General features: G+C 71.2%; 14 protein-coding genes. 7 read left to right on the plus strand and 7 right to left on the minus strand.

Annotation, left to right across the window (positions count from 1 at the left end; genetic code table 11):
* Nucleotides 1-134 precede the first annotated feature (134 nt).
* Nucleotides 135-1,037, minus strand: a complete 903-nt coding sequence (locus G4Z16_RS06535) for a cupin domain-containing protein (protein ID WP_197349698.1) — start codon at nucleotides 1,035-1,037, stop codon at nucleotides 135-137.
* Complete coding sequence (locus G4Z16_RS06540) at nucleotides 1,034-1,591, minus strand: RNA polymerase sigma factor (RefSeq protein ID WP_197349699.1); 558 nt, start codon at nucleotides 1,589-1,591, stop codon at nucleotides 1,034-1,036. The genes G4Z16_RS06535 and G4Z16_RS06540 overlap by 4 nt, the downstream gene beginning before the upstream one ends.
* Before the next feature lie 230 nt (nucleotides 1,592-1,821).
* Between G4Z16_RS06540 and G4Z16_RS06545 the strand changes: the two genes are divergently transcribed.
* The 7 genes from G4Z16_RS06545 (at nucleotide 1,822) to G4Z16_RS06575 (ending at nucleotide 11,465) form a co-directional block, all read left to right on the plus strand.
* A complete protein-coding gene (locus G4Z16_RS06545; RefSeq protein ID WP_197349700.1) occupies nucleotides 1,822-1,992 on the plus strand; it encodes a gallidermin/nisin family lantibiotic in 171 nt (56 codons plus the stop codon).
* 100 nt (nucleotides 1,993-2,092) lie between these two features.
* A complete protein-coding gene (locus tag G4Z16_RS32900) occupies nucleotides 2,093-5,317 on the plus strand; it encodes a lantibiotic dehydratase (RefSeq protein WP_197349701.1) in 3,225 nt (1,074 codons plus the stop codon).
* Nucleotides 5,314-6,669 (plus strand): lanthionine synthetase C family protein, encoded by a 1,356-nt coding sequence (locus G4Z16_RS06555; RefSeq protein WP_197349702.1) that lies wholly within the window; start codon nucleotides 5,314-5,316, stop codon nucleotides 6,667-6,669. Before G4Z16_RS32900 ends, G4Z16_RS06555 begins: the two co-directional genes overlap by 4 nt.
* Before the next feature lie 53 nt (nucleotides 6,670-6,722).
* Nucleotides 6,723-7,703, plus strand: coding sequence for an ABC transporter ATP-binding protein (locus G4Z16_RS06560; RefSeq protein WP_197349704.1), 981 nt, complete (start codon nucleotides 6,723-6,725; stop codon nucleotides 7,701-7,703).
* A complete protein-coding gene (locus G4Z16_RS06565) occupies nucleotides 7,700-8,527 on the plus strand; it encodes an ABC transporter permease (RefSeq protein WP_197349706.1) in 828 nt (275 codons plus the stop codon). Before G4Z16_RS06560 ends, G4Z16_RS06565 begins: the two co-directional genes overlap by 4 nt.
* Nucleotides 8,524-9,891: a DUF6895 family protein gene (locus G4Z16_RS06570; protein ID WP_197349707.1), complete on the plus strand. Its 1,368-nt coding sequence runs from the start codon at nucleotides 8,524-8,526 to the stop codon at nucleotides 9,889-9,891. Before G4Z16_RS06565 ends, G4Z16_RS06570 begins: the two co-directional genes overlap by 4 nt.
* Nucleotides 9,892-10,286: 395 nt before the next feature.
* Nucleotides 10,287-11,465 (plus strand): L-talarate/galactarate dehydratase, encoded by a 1,179-nt coding sequence (locus G4Z16_RS06575; RefSeq protein WP_425508055.1) that lies wholly within the window; start codon nucleotides 10,287-10,289, stop codon nucleotides 11,463-11,465.
* A 98-nt stretch (nucleotides 11,466-11,563) separates the two neighbouring features.
* Here the strand turns inward: G4Z16_RS06575 and G4Z16_RS06580 are convergent, their stop codons facing one another.
* The 5 genes from G4Z16_RS06580 to G4Z16_RS06600 form a co-directional block, all read right to left on the minus strand.
* On the minus strand, nucleotides 11,564-12,316 hold the full coding sequence (locus tag G4Z16_RS06580; protein ID WP_197349709.1) for a maleate cis-trans isomerase family protein: 753 nt from the start codon (nucleotides 12,314-12,316) through the stop codon (nucleotides 11,564-11,566).
* A 169-nt stretch (nucleotides 12,317-12,485) separates the two neighbouring features.
* Entirely contained in the window at nucleotides 12,486-12,968 is a 483-nt protein-coding gene (locus G4Z16_RS06585) for a MarR family winged helix-turn-helix transcriptional regulator (RefSeq protein WP_197349711.1), read from the minus strand.
* Nucleotides 12,969-13,039: 71 nt separating this feature from the next.
* Complete coding sequence (locus G4Z16_RS06590; RefSeq protein WP_197349713.1) at nucleotides 13,040-13,894, minus strand: alpha/beta fold hydrolase; 855 nt, start codon at nucleotides 13,892-13,894, stop codon at nucleotides 13,040-13,042.
* Nucleotides 13,895-13,966: 72 nt separating this feature from the next.
* Nucleotides 13,967-14,662 carry an isochorismatase family protein gene (locus G4Z16_RS06595; protein WP_281393667.1) on the minus strand — a complete coding sequence of 232 codons (696 nt, stop codon included), beginning with the start codon at nucleotides 14,660-14,662 and terminating at the stop codon, nucleotides 13,967-13,969.
* Nucleotides 14,659-15,387: an SRPBCC family protein gene (locus tag G4Z16_RS06600; protein WP_197349716.1), complete on the minus strand. Its 729-nt coding sequence runs from the start codon at nucleotides 15,385-15,387 to the stop codon at nucleotides 14,659-14,661. Before G4Z16_RS06600 ends, G4Z16_RS06595 begins: the two co-directional genes overlap by 4 nt.
* Nucleotides 15,388-15,473 lie beyond the last annotated feature (86 nt).

Genomic DNA, 15,473 nt, shown 5'->3' on the forward strand with positions numbered 1-15,473 from the left:
GCAACGGGGGAAACCGGCCGGTGAGCAGTGGTGCACTGAGTACGTAGCCCGGCGAAGGCGGATGGTTCACGCATCGCTGCGTATTCTTCGCGTCGCTGCCGGGCGGCCCTCCCCTCGAACCGCTCGCGTGCGGGCTACGGCGCCGACGCCGCAGTGCCGTGGCTCCTCATGGCACCGGCGGCCCATCCGAGCAGGGCGAGCGCGAGCAGCAGGGTCCAAGGCGTCGTCGACAGCAGTGCGTTCAGCAGCGCGTCGGCCGGTGTGGAGAAGAGCCCCTGCGGACCTCCCACCACTCCCAGCAGCCACAGCGCGCCGCCGGCCGCTGCCCCGGCAGCGGGCGCGAACCGGACGGCGAGGGCGAGCGCCAGCGAGGCCGCCAGCAGCGACTCACCGAGCCAGCTCGTCACCACCGGCCACCAACCGGGCCCGTCCACGAGGGCGGAGCAGATCATCGCCATCGCGACGTCCGCGAAGAGCACCACAGTGAGCCTGGCGAGGAACACCGCGGCGGGCGGCACCGGCAGCGTGAACAGCAGCTCCCGGCGGGGGTCCCGGCGGGGCGAGGCCACCATGAGGGCGCCGAGGATCACCAGCAGCACCGCGACCGCGCCGAACAACCGCACTCCGAAGCCGTCCTGCACTCGCGCCGAGGCGACCAGAGCCGCGCCGACGAACCCGGCGGCGCTCAGCGGGGCCCACAGCCGCGGCATCAGCGCCGCCTGGCGCAGGGTCAGCTGCCATGCCGTCCGCCATGACATGTCCCGCCCGTCCGCCTTCGGTGCCGGGACGGTGGCGGCGGCCTGGCCGCGGGACGGAACGGTTGCCCCGGCCAGAGCGGGGCCGAGCAGGGCGTCGAACGACGGAGGTGTGACGGCTCGCTCGTCCGCTTCCGCACGCACTGCCGAACCGATGTTCTGCCACACTGCCATCCGCGTGCGGCAGTCCGTGCACCCTGCCAGGTGCTCCGCTCCGCTCCCGCCGTCCCGGTCGGACCGGGCAAGCGTGGCCAGGACGTCGTCGGTGATGTGTTCGGTCATGATCGTCCCGATCCTTCCAGCCGCGTGGCGGCGAGCATGCTGCCCAGCCGCCTGCGCGCGTGGGACATCCGGCTCTTGACGGTGCCCACCGGGATGGCGAGCACGGTGGCTACTTCCGTGTATGCCAGCTCGTCCACCAGCACCAGGGCGAGCACTTCCCGCAGATGCCCGGGAAGAGCACGCACCGCGGCGAGTAACTCGGTGTGCTCGGCCTCCCTCACGATCTGCTCCTCGACGCCCGGCGCCGGGTCGGGCACCTCGTGCGCCTCGGAGAGATCCGCCAACTGCGGGCGTGACTTGCGGAGTTGATTGTGCGCCTGCCTCCGGGCGACGCCCATGAGCCAGCCGCGCGCGGAGGAGTCGCCGCGGAATCCCTTCGCGGAGCGCCAGACGGCCAGCCACGTCTCCTGAAGGATCTCCTCGGCCACCCCCTGGTCCGAGGTGAGCCTGCGGATGAGGCGGAGCGTGGCAGAGGCATGCCGCTCATAGAGGGCACGCAAGGCGGTCTGGTCCCCGTCGGCGACGGCGGTAAGCAGGGCTTCGTCCGAACACACATCACGTACGTATCAGGAAAGCCCGGTCCGGTTCACGTGTCGCTGGGAGGAATCACCGATTCAGGCCGGAAAGCATCGCTCGGGCACCCTCCTCCCCCATACCTGCCACTCAACTGCCACTGCTGCCAAGTCGGTTGGAATCCGTTGATCGCCACCGAACGGCGTGATTCGGTAATTCCCGGATCGCGACCCACGAACTTTCATTCGTCCAAACGGGAGGAGTAGTCAGCATGGGAAACATCGCCCCTGCTCAGACGCACAACGACGCGAACCTTTTCGATCTCGACCTGGAGATCGGCGTGGAGAAGTCCGTCGCAGGCCCGGCCATCACGAGCATCTCGTACTGCACCCCGGGCTGCACCAGCGAGGGCGGCGGCTCCGGCTGCAGCCACTGCTGCTGACCTGATTCACCGTGGGGCCGGGCGGGCGCCCGCCCGGCCCCACGGGCTCTACCGCGCACGCGGGCGCACAGACCGGCGCACAAGAAGGGGGAACGTGGGGATGCCGTCACTTGCGAGACCGTTCGAGGCGAAGGACGTCTTCCTGCTCCGGGCGCCGCTGGCACCCGGATCCGAGGGGCTGCCCCTGCCGCACGGCCCCGAAGGAGGGCCGCGCGAGCTGTCCGCCTGTGCGCAGCTGCTCGCCTCCGTTCCCGGTGACGACGCGCTGAGCGAGGCGCTCGACCTGGCCTCGCCGAGTCTCAGCGCCATGATCCGCCGCGTGCGTGAACGCGGCGCCGGGGCGATCAAGGCGGGCCAGCTCCGCCGGGCCGCGCTGGCAGTGCTGCGCTACGACATCCGGATGCGGACCCGACCCACCCCGTTCGGTCTCTTCGCGGGCGTGGCGACCGGGCAGTTCGACTCCGCCGCCAAGGCCGGGCGGGGAACGGCGCACAGCACCCGGACCCACGCCGACATGCAGTGGCTCACCCGGATCGTCCACCGTCTCGAGTCCGACCCCGACGTGCTCCGCACGCTCACCGTCCAGGCACATCAGGCCCTGGTGCACCGCGGTGACCGGCTGATCCTCACCTCGCCCTCCACGCAGGGGGTGCGTCCCGGCGACAGCGGAGAGGGCCGCTCCGTGGTGTCGGTGCGCAGGACCCCCGTCGTGGAGCGGGCCGTTGCCGAGTCCCGGGCCCCCCTCCCCTACGAGGAACTGGTCCGGCTCACCGCCGCGGCGTTCCCCGGGGCACCGGCTGAGCGGGTGCGGGCCCTGCTCGCCGAACTGGTCCGCCAGGAGATCCTGATCACCGGGCTGCGTCCACCGCTCGACGGCGGTGATCCGCTGGCCCACGTGCTGAGCATCCTCGCGTGGGTGGAGGATCCGTCCGAGGCCACACGCACCATCCACCAGGGCTTGCTGACGGTGGAGCGAGAGCGGCAGGCGTACGACGAGCGCCGCGTCGGCGAGGGCGGTGTACAGCTCGGCCGGCTGCTCGCGGCTGCTCGCTCGGTGGAGCCGGACGACACCCCCGTGCACATCGACACGCGCCTCGATGCGGCGCTGCATCTCCCGCATGAGGTGCGCGAGGTCATCGAAGAGGCCACCGGTGTGATGTGGCGCCTCTCCCGCAGCAAGCTCGGGCTCTTCGCCCTACGCGACCACCACCGTCGCTTCCTCGACGTCTACGGGACCGACCGGCTGGTTCCCGTGCTCGAACTCCTCGACGAGGCAACGGGTCTCGGCGCGCCCTCAGGCTACGGCTGGCCGAACAGCGAGGCCGCGCCGGTGGCCCCCGACGACCCGCGCACGGTTCGCCGCGACCGCGCGATGGCGCGGCTCGTCGCCGCGGCACATCGGCGGGGGCAACGAGAAGTCGTCCTCAGCGACGCGGACATCGACGAGCTGTGTCACGACACCGCGAACCCGGCGGACCTTCCCAACTCCTGCGAGGTGACGGTGCAGGTTGCAGCGCCGTCCGTCGAGGCTCTGGACGAGGGCGACTTCCGCGTCTTCCTCTCCCCCTCCCCCGGCTCCCACCGCGCGGGTTCCACCTTTGCCCGCTTCGCCGACCAACACCCGGACTGGCGGGAGGAGTTCACTGCGCTGCACCGCGACAATCCCGTGCATGTACGGGACGCCCGGCCCGTCGACCTCGCCTTCATGCCGCGCTCGGGACGTGCGGCCAACCTCGCGCACACCGTGCCGGCGACAGGGCGGCGCATCACCGTCGGCATTCCCGACTCGCCGGGAATCGAAGAGCTGCGACTGAGCGACATCGGTATCGGTGCCACCCTCGACCGGCTCACCGCCGTGCACATCCCCACGGGCCGTGAAGTCGTGCCCGTCCTGGGCAACATGGTCAGCGCTCCGGCCCAGGCACCCAACGCCGTCCGGCTGCTCTGGGAGATCGGGCTGGAGGGGCAGCGGCTGTGGGAGCCGTGGAACTGGGGCCCACTGGCCGACGCTCCGTTCGTGCCCCGCGTGCGGTACGGACGGTTCGTACTGGCCTGCGCCGTGTGGCGTCCGGACGTGCTGAGGGCAGGCGCAGAGGAGCTGCGAGAACGCGTCGAGGGAAAGGGCGGACGGAGCGGCTCCGCGGACGCCGACCGGGACGCCCTCGTAGCGAAGTGGCGCAGCGACTGGCACGTGCCACGTCACGTGCTCGCCGTCACGGCCGACCAGCGGCTGCTGCTCGACCTGGACCTCGCCTGGCACCGCGAATTGCTTCTCGATCAGGTGATCCGCCACCCGGATCTGATCGCCCAGGAGGTCCCTGGCGAGTACGAGAACTGGATGGACGGCCCGCTCGCGGGGCACACCACCGAGCTGGTCGTCCCGCTGGTCCGCCGGGAGGGCACCCCCGGCCGGCGCCCGTACGCCGGACGCCTTCAGCCGGCACGGACCGTGCACGGCCTGGGCGGCGAGTGGCTCTACCTCAAGCTGCACGGTTCGGCCCGCACACAGGACGACGTGCTGCGCGACCGCATCCCCGAACTGGTCGGCCTGGCAGGCGAGAAGGGCGCCGACGGCTGGTTCTTCATCCGCTACACGGATGACGGCGGCCACCACCTGCGACTGCGGCTGCACGGCCCCCGCCCCGCGGAACTGTGGGGTGAGGTCGCTCCGGCCGTCGGGGAGGTGCTGCGTCGCTGGCAGATGGAGGGCGTCCTGCGCAGCCACTCCCTCGCTCAGTACGACCCGGAGACCGAACGCTACGGAGGCCCGGGCGCCCAGCGCCTGGCAGAGCAGGTCTTCAGGTACGACAGCGAAGCAGCGATCGAGCTGCTGCGCCTGGCGAAGGACCCCTCCAACGAGTACGGCATCGACGACCTGGCCGTCGTCTCGTGCGCCGCCCTTGCTCATGCGTTCGGGCCGCCGTCCCCCGGCAATCCCCTCGTCACGGAGGACTGCGGCGACGACGGCGCCGCCGCATGGCTGTCCATGACCGGATCGCGGCGCGATCTGCCCGCGGCCTTCCGTGCCGGGTCGGCTCGCTGGCGCCGGCTGATCGACCCCTACGGCGGGTGGCCGGCCCTCTCGCAGGAGACAGCGGGAGCGCGTGCCCTGGAAGCACTGCGCCCCCGGGACGAGGCCGCGAGCGAACTCGCCATGCTCGTAAGGGAGTCGGGCGAGACCCCGGAGGGCCGGGTCGTGGGAAGCCTGCTGCACATGGTCTGCAACCGCCTCTTCGGGGGCGAGAGCGCCCGTGAGCTGACGGTGCTCGGCATCGCGCGGGGCGCCGTGCAGGACCACCTCAACCGCCGGAGGCACCAGTCATGAACGACACGCTCGTACGCGGTGAGGAAGCCGTGTCACTCGTCGCCCAGCGGCTCGCCGACCCGGAGCATGTCGCCGCCGTCGCCTCGCGCGACGACAACCGCGACCCCATCTACGACGCGGTGATGTGGGGCCCACTGACCCTCGCCAACGGCCTGCCCGGCACAGCGCTCCTCTACGGCGAACTCGCCCGCACCGACGAGACGTGGCGTCAGGTCGCGCACCGGCACATCACGGCGGCGGGGCAGGCGATGAAGTCGGCGCCGAGTCGCGGGCTCTTCTCCGGTCCGGCAGCCCTGCTGGCGGCGGCGCAGACCTGCGCCGGTCCGGAGGGCCACTACGGTTCACTGCGCCGCAAGCTGGCCGTCTGGGTGGCACAGGACCAGACGGAACGGCTCCACGTCTTCGACGAGCAAGCGCGCTCGGGCCGGACCGGGGTCGACTGGGCCGCCTACGACATCATCAACGGGCTCTCGGGAACAGCGCGCCTGCTCATCGACTCGGCGGCCGACCCGGCGGAGGCCGGGCCAGAAGTGGAGGCCGCACTGACGGCGTCGCTGCGTCATCTGGTCCGCGTCACCGAGCCGGTGCATGTCGACGGCCACGACGTTCCGGGCTGGTGGGTGCCCGTCGAGCTGCAGATCAGCGAACGGGACCGTGAGGCCTACCCCCGCGGGGACTTCAACCTGGGCATGGCACACGGAATCGCCGGCCCCCTCGCCGTCCTCTGCTCGGCCGTCGAGGGCGGACGAGAGGTGCCCGGCACACACGAGGCGATCCACCGCATCGCTGACTGGCTCATCAGCTGGACGCTGCACGACGAGGCAGGCCCGTACTGGCCCGCGCGCGCCGGATGGGACGCCGAGACGGCCCGGGACCGCCCGGATGCCCTCTTCACACGTACCGCGTGGTGCTACGGCACCCCGGGGGTGGCAGCTGCGCTCCACCGCGCCGGCCGGATCGTGAACCGCCCTCAGTGGTGCACCGCCGCGCTGGGGGCACTTCGGGCGGCGCTGCGCCGGGACGAGTCCCTGTGGGCGATCGAGGGTGCCACGGTCTGCCACGGCTATGCCGGGCTGCTGCGCGTGCTGACGCGTGTGAACGAGTCCGCGGAGGACCCGGAGCTGCTCGCCGGCTGTCGCCGCCTGACCGGCAAGGTGCTCGAATGCGCCGACGCGGAGGCGCCGTTCGGCTTCCGTCACCTCATGCGCTTCCCGGCCGCGGCCCGCTCGCCCGTTCCCCACCGGGCGGTCGACACCGCGGGCATGCTCGAGGGCGCCGCGGGCGTGGCGCTGTCGCTGCTGCCCACCGGCACCGGCCCGCTGCCGTGGGACCGAACGCTGGGCCTGGCATGAGGGGGCCACGGGGGACGGAGGCGGCGCGGACAGCGACGGGGACGGCGACGGGGATGGATGTGAGCGAGGCGAGGCAGTTGTCCGGAAGCGCCACATCCGCCTTCGAGTTGAGCGGTCTCATCGTCCGCTACGGCAAGGTCACCGCCGTGGACGGTGTGTCGGTCAGCTCTCCACCCGGCCGCATCACGGCGCTACTCGGTCCCAACGGGGCAGGAAAATCCAGCATGTTGGGAGTGCTGTCGACGGCGGCCCGACCCGACGCGGGCACGGTGCGGATTTTCGGGCACGACGTGCGGAAGTCGCCCATGGCCGCCCGTCGCCGCCTGGGACTGGTCTTCCAGGAACGCACCCTGGACAAGGAACTCTCCATCGAGCGCAACCTGTGGTTCCACGCGCGCCTGTTCGGCATGAAGCGCGACGACGCACGTGCACGGACGCGTCTGATGCTGGACCTGTTCGGGCTCACGGACCGTCACCGGCAGCCGGTGGAGGAACTCTCCGGCGGGCTCGCCCGCCGGGTGGAGATCGCCCGCGCCCTGCTGCACCGGCCGGGGCTGCTCATCCTCGACGAACCCACCAACGGCCTGGACCCGACAGCTCGGGCCGGGGTGTGGACCGACCTGCTCCGGCTCCGCGACGAACTCGGCGTCACCGTCCTGTACTCGACGCACTACATGGACGAGGCCGAGTTCGCCGACGAGATCGTCATCCTTCAACAGGGCCGCGTGGTGCGGCAGGGAAGCATCGAGCAGCTCAAGAGCAGCCTGGACTCCTCGCGTGTCGTGGTGACGTGCGCGGACGAGGACGCAGCTGTCCGCCAGCTGCTCGCGGCCGGCTTCGAACCGCTGATCGAGCCCGGTGGCGTCGCGGTGCACTGCCCCGATCCGGAGACTCAACTCGCCCGCGTGGTACGGGCGCTCGACGTCCCCGGTCTGACGGTCTCGGTGCACCACCCGTCCATGAACGACGTCTATCTGGCTGCCGCGGCTGCGAGCGGAGCACCGCAGGAGCGAGAGAGTGTGAGCACCCCATGACCGCGACCGCCACCGCACCCGCCTCCTCCGCCGCTCCGGCAGCGGACGGATCTCGACCCGCGGAGGACGGGCAGCTGCGGGTGGCTCTGCGCGCCGTGGCCGTCATCGCGCACCGCGACCTGCTGCGGCAGGTGAAGAAGCTGGGCGTGCTGTGCAGTCAGGCCGTTCAGATCCTCTTCTTCGTCCTCGTCTACGCGGTCGGCTTCGACGGGATGGTGGGTTCGGTCGGCTCCCTGCCGTTCAGCGCGTACGTCTTTCCCGGGATCATCGCCATCCAGGTGGTCTCCATCGGCATCGCCTCCGGGCAGAGCTACGCCTGGGACCGGGAGTACGGCGTGCTGCGGGAGCTCCTCGTGGCACCGGTGCCACGGATCTGCCTGCCACTGGGCAAGGTGCTGGCAGGCGCCGGGATGGTGACGCTCCAGAGCATCGTCATGCTCGCCTTCGCCCCGCTGATGGGTGTGCCGCTGACACCGTCCCGCTTCGTTGCCGCGGTCGGCTGCTACGCGCTCGCCGCCACCGTCTTCAGCGTCATCGGACTCTGTCTGGCCACTCTCATCAAGCGGGTCCAGACGCTTCAGGCGACCGTGCAGATGGCCATGTTCCCGATGCTGTTCCTGTCCGGTTCGGTCTTCGCCCCGGGCGACGCGCCCGAGTGGCTGGGCTGGATCATGCACGCCAACCCGATGACGTACGCCGTCGACCTTTCCCGCCAGACCCTGCTGGGTGGTGGAGGCTTGCTGCCCTGGTGGGCGGACCTGTGCACGCTCGGCGCGATCCTCGCGGCCGTCCTGACTCTGCTGCGTATCAGGAGCGGACGATGAGCCCGGCTGCCGACGCTCCCTCCTGGCCCGCACTCCCCGCACACGCCGGCACAGAGGATCATGCCCTGGCCGCAGCGCCGCTCACCGAGGAGGAAGCCGCAGGCCGGGTCCTGTCCGGGGCCCTGCGCTGGACCGAGGCGAACCTGGAATGGTTCGCACCGCAACGCTGGCAAGAGTACCTCCCGCCGCGTCCCTTCGGGCCAGGTCCGCTTCTCGAACTCCTCGGCCTGATACGTGTGCTGGAGCGCTCGGGCCTCATGCCGCCCGATGCTCCGCTGCGGATCCGGGCGCTCGACCTCGCCGAAGAGGCCACGCACACCGATGACTTCGCACGCGGGATGAACAGGGTCGACGAACTCTTCCCCTATCACCTCAATTTGATCGGACTGATGGAGTGCCTGGGGCGTCCGCAGCGCGAGCTCCGGACACGGTGCGAGGCGCTGCTGGCCGCCGGCTCCGGCGGCCACGCCCTGCCGTACAAGCCCGTGCTCAACAGGATCGAGCTGCGCTACTTCATCGATCGCGGAGGCTTCACCGCCCCCGCGGCGCTGCCCGGCCTCGGCACGCTGCACCGGCAGAGCATCGCGGCGCTCGGCCCCGACGTGCTTCACCTGACCGAGAGCGAGATCTACGCCTTCACGCACGTCCTGTTCTACGTGACCGACTTCGGGCGGCGCCGCGATCTCCTAGGCGGCCCCGAGGAGTTGGCCGGCCTGCGCGAGACCGTACGCGTGCTGCTCGGCGTCCAGTTGGCGCGCGGTAGTCTCGATCTGCTGGCCGAACTTCTGCTCTGCGTCTCGGCGTTGTCGTCGGACGGAGAGGGCGTCCAGCACAGCGGACCCGGGCGCGGCCGGAGCGACGGTTCGGAGTTCCTGGTGAGCGCGGGCTGGAACGCGCTGGCACGGGCGGCCCGCGCGGACGGCTCTGTGCCCAGCCCCGTGCACCGTCCCGACATCCTGGACGGCCTCACCGGCGACAAGGCCGCCGCCTACGTCTTCGGCACGTGCTACCACACCACCCTGGCGGCAGCCCTCGCCGCAGGTGCTGCGCCAGCCGCTGTCCCGAAGGGCTCCCGGGCTGATGGAGCCGGAAATTCCTGCGCCCCGCCCACCCCGATGCCCCGCGCCGGGCCCGAGGAGATCCGGCGATGGGCACGGGCCGCCGCTTCCAGGACTTCGGGGCCCGCGAGGGAGGGCGAACACGGGGCGTGCCGTGGGCATCTGGGTCCCCTGCTCGTCCTCGCCGTCCAGGCACGGGACCCGGACGTACTGGCAGATGTGCTGCTTGCCGCCGAACGACTCGGCCTGGGCGGCGACTCGCTGGTCCGTTCCGCGCAAGCCCTGCTCACGGCATGGAGTCGCTGAGGTTGCGCAAGCGCGCTCCGGCCTCGTCGGGCCCGTCGGGGCCGGGCATGTGTACTGCGGTAGGCCGACGTCAGCAGAAACCCACGACGAGTTCAAGTGCGTGAACTCCACGGCACGCAAGTCGAGTTGTCGCTCCTGACTCGCCGAGCCGGGTACCAGTACGCATGCGGCCCTCGATTCACCCAGGCCCAGTCACCGTGCTCCAACCTCTTCCGGCCTTCTTCGCCTTGCCCCGCCCCGCGACCTCCGCGTCCGTCCTCATACAAGGACGGTGTCCATGTATGAGAATCGAGGTTATGGTTGTGGCCAGGACGGGTCGATCGGGCGTGCGGCTGCCCATGCGCAACCGGACGGCGGCGGTCGGCCCTCATCGCTCCCGACTCCAGGACACAGCCGTGAACACGACGCACAGCGGCCCGCACGCCGCTCGCCGGGCGGACGACGCGACGCCCGACAGGATCCGGCGCATCAGGGTCTCCTCCGTCCGTCTCCCTCTCGACACACCGGTCAGTGACGCGAAGGTGCTCACCGGACGCCAGCGGCCGATGACCGAAGTAGCCCTGCTCTTCGCCGAGATCGAAACGGAGAACGGCCACGAGGGGATCGGCTTCGGCTACTCCAAGCGCGCGGGCGGGCCGGGGCAGCTCGCCCACGCGCGGGAGGTGGCCCCCGAGTTGATCGGCGAGGACCCCAGCGACATCGGCCGGCTCTGGACGAAGCTCGTATGGGCGGGGGCTTCCGTGGGCCGAAGTGGCCTGGCCACACAGGCGATCGCCGCCTTCGACGTCGCCCTGTGGGACCTCAAGGCCAAGCGCGCCGGTCTGCCGCTTGCCAAACTCCTCGGTGCGCACCGCGATTCCGTGCGCTGCTACAACACCTCGGGCGGCTTTCTGCACACTCCTGTCGAGGAACTCCTCGACAACGCCTCCGCTTCCCTCGCCAACGGCATCGGCGGAATCAAGATCAAGGTGGGCCATCCGGAGCACAAGGAGGATCTGCGGCGGCTGACCGCCGTGCGCGAGGAACTGGGTGACGACGTGCCTCTGATGGCCGACGCCAACCAGCAGTGGGACCGGCCCACGGCCCGTCGGATGGGCCGTGCACTGGAGGACTTCGGGCTGGTCTGGCTCGAAGAGCCCCTCGACGCCTACGACTCCGAGGGTCACGCCGCCCTCGCGGCCTCGCTGGACACCCCGGTGGCGACCGGCGAGATGCTGGCGTCCGTCGCCGAACACTGGGAGTTGATACGTGCCGGCGCGGCGGACGTGATTCAGCCTGACGCCCCGCGGATCGGCGGCATCACCCAGTTCCTCAGGCTCGCCGCTCTCGCCGAGCACCAACACCTGCAGCTCGCACCGCACTTCGCGATGGAGATCCATCTCCACCTGGCGGCGGCCTATCCGTACGAGCCGTGGGTCGAGCATTTCGACTGGCTGGAGCCGCTGTTCAACGAGGGTCTGGAGATCGGCGACGGCCGCATGCACGTGCCGTTCCGTCCGGGCCTCGGGATAACCCTCTCCGAGCAGGCTCGTCAATGGACGCGGGAGGAGTGCGAGATCACCGACCGCCCGTGACGGCCTGGATGGCCCCACCGGTGCACGGTCATCCGCCCGGGGCAACTCCCGGACCTGACGGCCTCGTTGCCCGTGCGGCCGCCGCCTCTGCGTTCAGCTCAGCGCCCGCCACCGAGCAGGGCTCCCGCGTCCGGCACCGAGGCTTCGAGACCCAGCTCGGTCAGGATGCGGTGGGTCGTGGCCGTCGCGGCGGTCAGCACCGGCAGACCGGAGGCGTCCTCCACATGCTGGACGGCCGGCAGTGAAGGCATCTGCACGCACGCGGACAGCACGATCGCGTCGGCCCGCGCGAGGTCGAGGCGCCGCCAGTGCTCCCGCAGACCCGAGGGGTCGAGGCGGGCGACGGCCAGGTTGTCCGGGACCTCGAGGCTCAGAGAGTCGACGACCTCGGTCCCGGCGTCCTCGATGTAGTTCACGACGGTCTCGGTGAGCGGCTTCATATAAGGGGTGATGACCGCGACGCGCTTCGCGCCGAGTGCCTCGATCCCGCTCAGCAGCGCACCGGCGCTGGAGACGACCGGAACCTCCGCGCCCTGCCCCTTTAGCACGGCGGTGATCTCGTCCTCGGCCGTGCAGTGGTGCCCGGGGCCCTGCGCCATGATCGCCACCAGGCAGGCGGTGGCGACGACGTCGGGCCGGGCGTCGGCGAGTTCGAGGGCGGCGCGCTCGGTCTGCGCGTTCATCTCCTTCAGCTGCTCCGGCGTCACCTGCTGCATCCGCATCCGGCTGCTGTGGAAGACGAAGCGGTCCTCCGGCAGGGCCTCCTCGCGGGCCCGGAGCATGCGCGGCAGTTCGGTCTCCATCGTCAAGTTGGAGCTCGGGACGATCATGCCTATGTGGTGTTCTGCCATGGGAGCCTCCAGTCCTTCCGGCGGCATGGCCGACGGGGACTGCCGCACACAGAGTTAATCCGGACACGTATTATTTGGTCAAGAGCATCTCCCAGCGGTAGCCTGCGGAGCAAGCCCCTCGCAGGGTTCGCTTCCCCACGGGACACGCCCCTGTCGAGAGCGGACGCGCTCAGGCGTCCCCGGAGAGCCCTTCCCAGTGGTCGGCGAGCTCTGTCAGCTCCCGCATCAACTGGCTGCGGTCCGCGCGGGATTCGTAGTGCTCCAGCAGGCGCTCGTCCAGCGCCCGCGCCCGGTCGTCCGCCTCCCGCAGCGTCCTCTCCCCGTCCTCGGTGAGGTAGAGCAGCTTGCGGCGACCGTCGTCGGCTGCCGTGCGGCGCACTATCAGTCCGCGCTTCTCCAGGCGCCGGGCGACGTCCGCCATCGTCGAGGTGTCCAGCGCCACCGCCGACGCCATCGCGCTCTGGTCGTGCCCCGGCGCGGCGTCCACCGCGGTGAGCACGGCGAACTGCGGGCCTGTCAGGGTCGGATCGACGCTGCGCACCCATGCCGCGAGGTATGCCTGGTAGAGACGGCGCACCTGATATCCGGGCGCGGCGAGCAGCGCCGCGGGCGGGGCAGCCGTACCCGAGGCCGGAGAGGTCTTGTCAGCCATGGGCCCACTAAAGCACGGCGACGTGACGCCGTGTTCCGCGCCTCCCGCCCCCCGCTCACGCACCCGCCCGTTCACGCCAGCATGGCCCGCAGCGACTCGCGCAGAGCGTCGAGGGCCGCCTCCGGTGCGTCCCAGAAGACCATGTGACCGGCGGAGGGGATGCAGGTCAGCCTGGCCTGCGGATGCTTGAGGGTTGCCTCCTCGACGCAGGCCGGGGTGACGACCGGGCTGTCCTCCCCGTAGAGGAGAGCCGTGGGTGTGGGCACCGAGGACCACCAGTCGAAGAAGTCCTCGGTCTCGAAGCCGTGGTGCGTCGCGCGCAGCGCCTCCTCACCGCAGCTGGAGAGCCAACGGGCCCGCAGCTCCTGCTCACGGCGGGGCCACCGGGGCCATGCCCGGGCCACCTCGTCGGCGTCCGTGCCGCGCCGCGCCTGTTCCAGCTGACCCAGGAAGGCGGACAGCGTCGTCGGGTACGGGCCCCTTCCGGGGCCGCTCATGGGCGGGTCGACCAGCACTGTGCCGAGGAGCGGCACCGTCGCCCGCACAGCGGTGACCGCCGCTATGCGGGCGCCCATCGAGTGTCCGGCCACCACCGGGCGTTCGAGGCCGAGTCCGTTGATCCAGGCCTCGGTGTCCTCGGCGTAGGCCTCCAGCGAGTAGCTGTCCCCGTCGTCGGAGAGGCCCCTGCCGCGGATGTCGGGGACGATCGGGCGCACGAGATCGGTCAGCTTGCGTGCGACGAAGTCCATCGTGACGGCGGGGCTCGTGATTCCCGGCAGCAGCAGCATCGGCACGCGTCCGCCCCCGGGGTCGTCGCCGTAGTCGAGGGCGTGCAGCCGCAGCGAACCGGAGCGCACCCAGCGGCTGCGGGCCGGCACGTCGGCGAGGTCGGCCAGGGCGGGCTGGGTGATGAACCGGTCTGTCATGGGTGGTGGTTCCTCGGTCGAGTGGTACGGAACGGACGGGTCGCACATCGGGGTTGGGGAGGCACGCCCCGGTCACCCCGGCGGACGGCCGGGCACGGTGGAGCCGGGCAGCTTGCCGAGATACGCGAGGGCCTCGGAGAGCGGTACGACATCGCCGTACTTGGCCTGGATGTCGAAGAGCGCGGCGTCGTGCGGTCCTTGTGCCCGGTCGCCGGCGCACTCCTGCGGCACCAGCACGGGGAAGCCGGACTGCACCGCGTCGACCACGGTGGCCCGTACGCATCCGCTGGTGGTGGCACCGCAGGCCAGCACGGTGTCGCATCCGAGGGCGACCAGCGTGGCGGCGAGCGACGTGCCGAAGAACGCCGACGCGCCTTTCTTCACGATGAGTTGGTCCTCCGGGGCGCGCGGCAGCCTCGGGTCGAGCGCGACTGCCTGGCTGCCTTCGACGAGGGCCCGCATGCCGTGCGCCTTGTCCAGCCAGGTCACGGAGTGGCCCTCCGCCTCGGCCCGGGTGTAGGCGATCGCGGTCCAGATCACCGGGACGTGGGCGGCGCGTGCCGCTTCCACGAGAGTTGCGGTCGCCTCGACGACGTCCGTCAGGTCGGCGCCGGACGGGTAGGAGTCCTCGGTGAATCCGCGCGTGAGGTCGACGACGACGAGGGCAGGGCTGCTGCCGCGCCGCACCGGTGCGCCGAATCCGGCCCGCTCGTAAGTGCGGTCGGTCTCCTCGCCGTAGCGGCCCACCTGCAGGGGCTCTTGGCTCAACGGGCCCTCCTCGACGCCGCACCGCACCGGTGCCGTCCGCCGCCGAAGGCCCGGCTGAGCAGCCATCCCTCGAAGAGACCGAACGCGAACGCCCCCACGACGGGTGCGTACTTGGCCGCGGCCGGGCCCATGAGCACGGCGAGGCCGTCCAGTTCGGCATCGGCGGTGGTCGCGGTCCGCGTGACGGCAGGCTCCGACTCCCCTACGGAGGCGGCCACTCGGGTGGGCACTCGGGCGGCCCCCGGGCCGTCGCCCGCGAGAGCCGGTGCCGTGCCTCGGCGCTCCTCGTCGAGCAGGCTCCCGAGGTTCACCGCGAACTGCTTGAGGATCCTGTCCGAGACCGCGCCCACCGCGCCCTTGCCGAACTGCGCGATCTTCCCGCGGATCACGAGGTCCGTCGTCACGCGAAGTTCTGCGCCCTCCGGTGCTTCCGCGACCTCCAGGACGGCTTCCGCCTCGGCGTCGCCGCTGCCGTGGGTGTCGGCGCCACGTGCCTGTACGCGCAGCCTCCGCTTCTCCTCGTCGACCTCCAGGAACCGCACCGTGCCGGCATAGGCGGCGGTGATGGGACCGGCCTTCACCTTCACCCTGCCCGTCCAGGCGTCGCCGTCCCGGCCGTCCAGCGTCGCTCCCGGCATGCACCTGGCGACGCGTTCCACGTCGTTGACGAGGGCGAACACCTCCTCGGGTGACGCCTTCACCGGGACCGCGTTGTCGATCCGCATGGAACCTCCTCCTGCTCTGCGGTGCCGTCGGGGCGTGTGTCCTCCGGCTGTGTGCCGTGCGAATGTCTCCCGTCCGGTGGCGCCTC

Source organism: Streptomyces bathyalis, assembly GCF_015910445.1.
In the GTDB taxonomy this organism is placed as follows: domain Bacteria; phylum Actinomycetota; class Actinomycetes; order Streptomycetales; family Streptomycetaceae; genus Streptomyces; species Streptomyces bathyalis.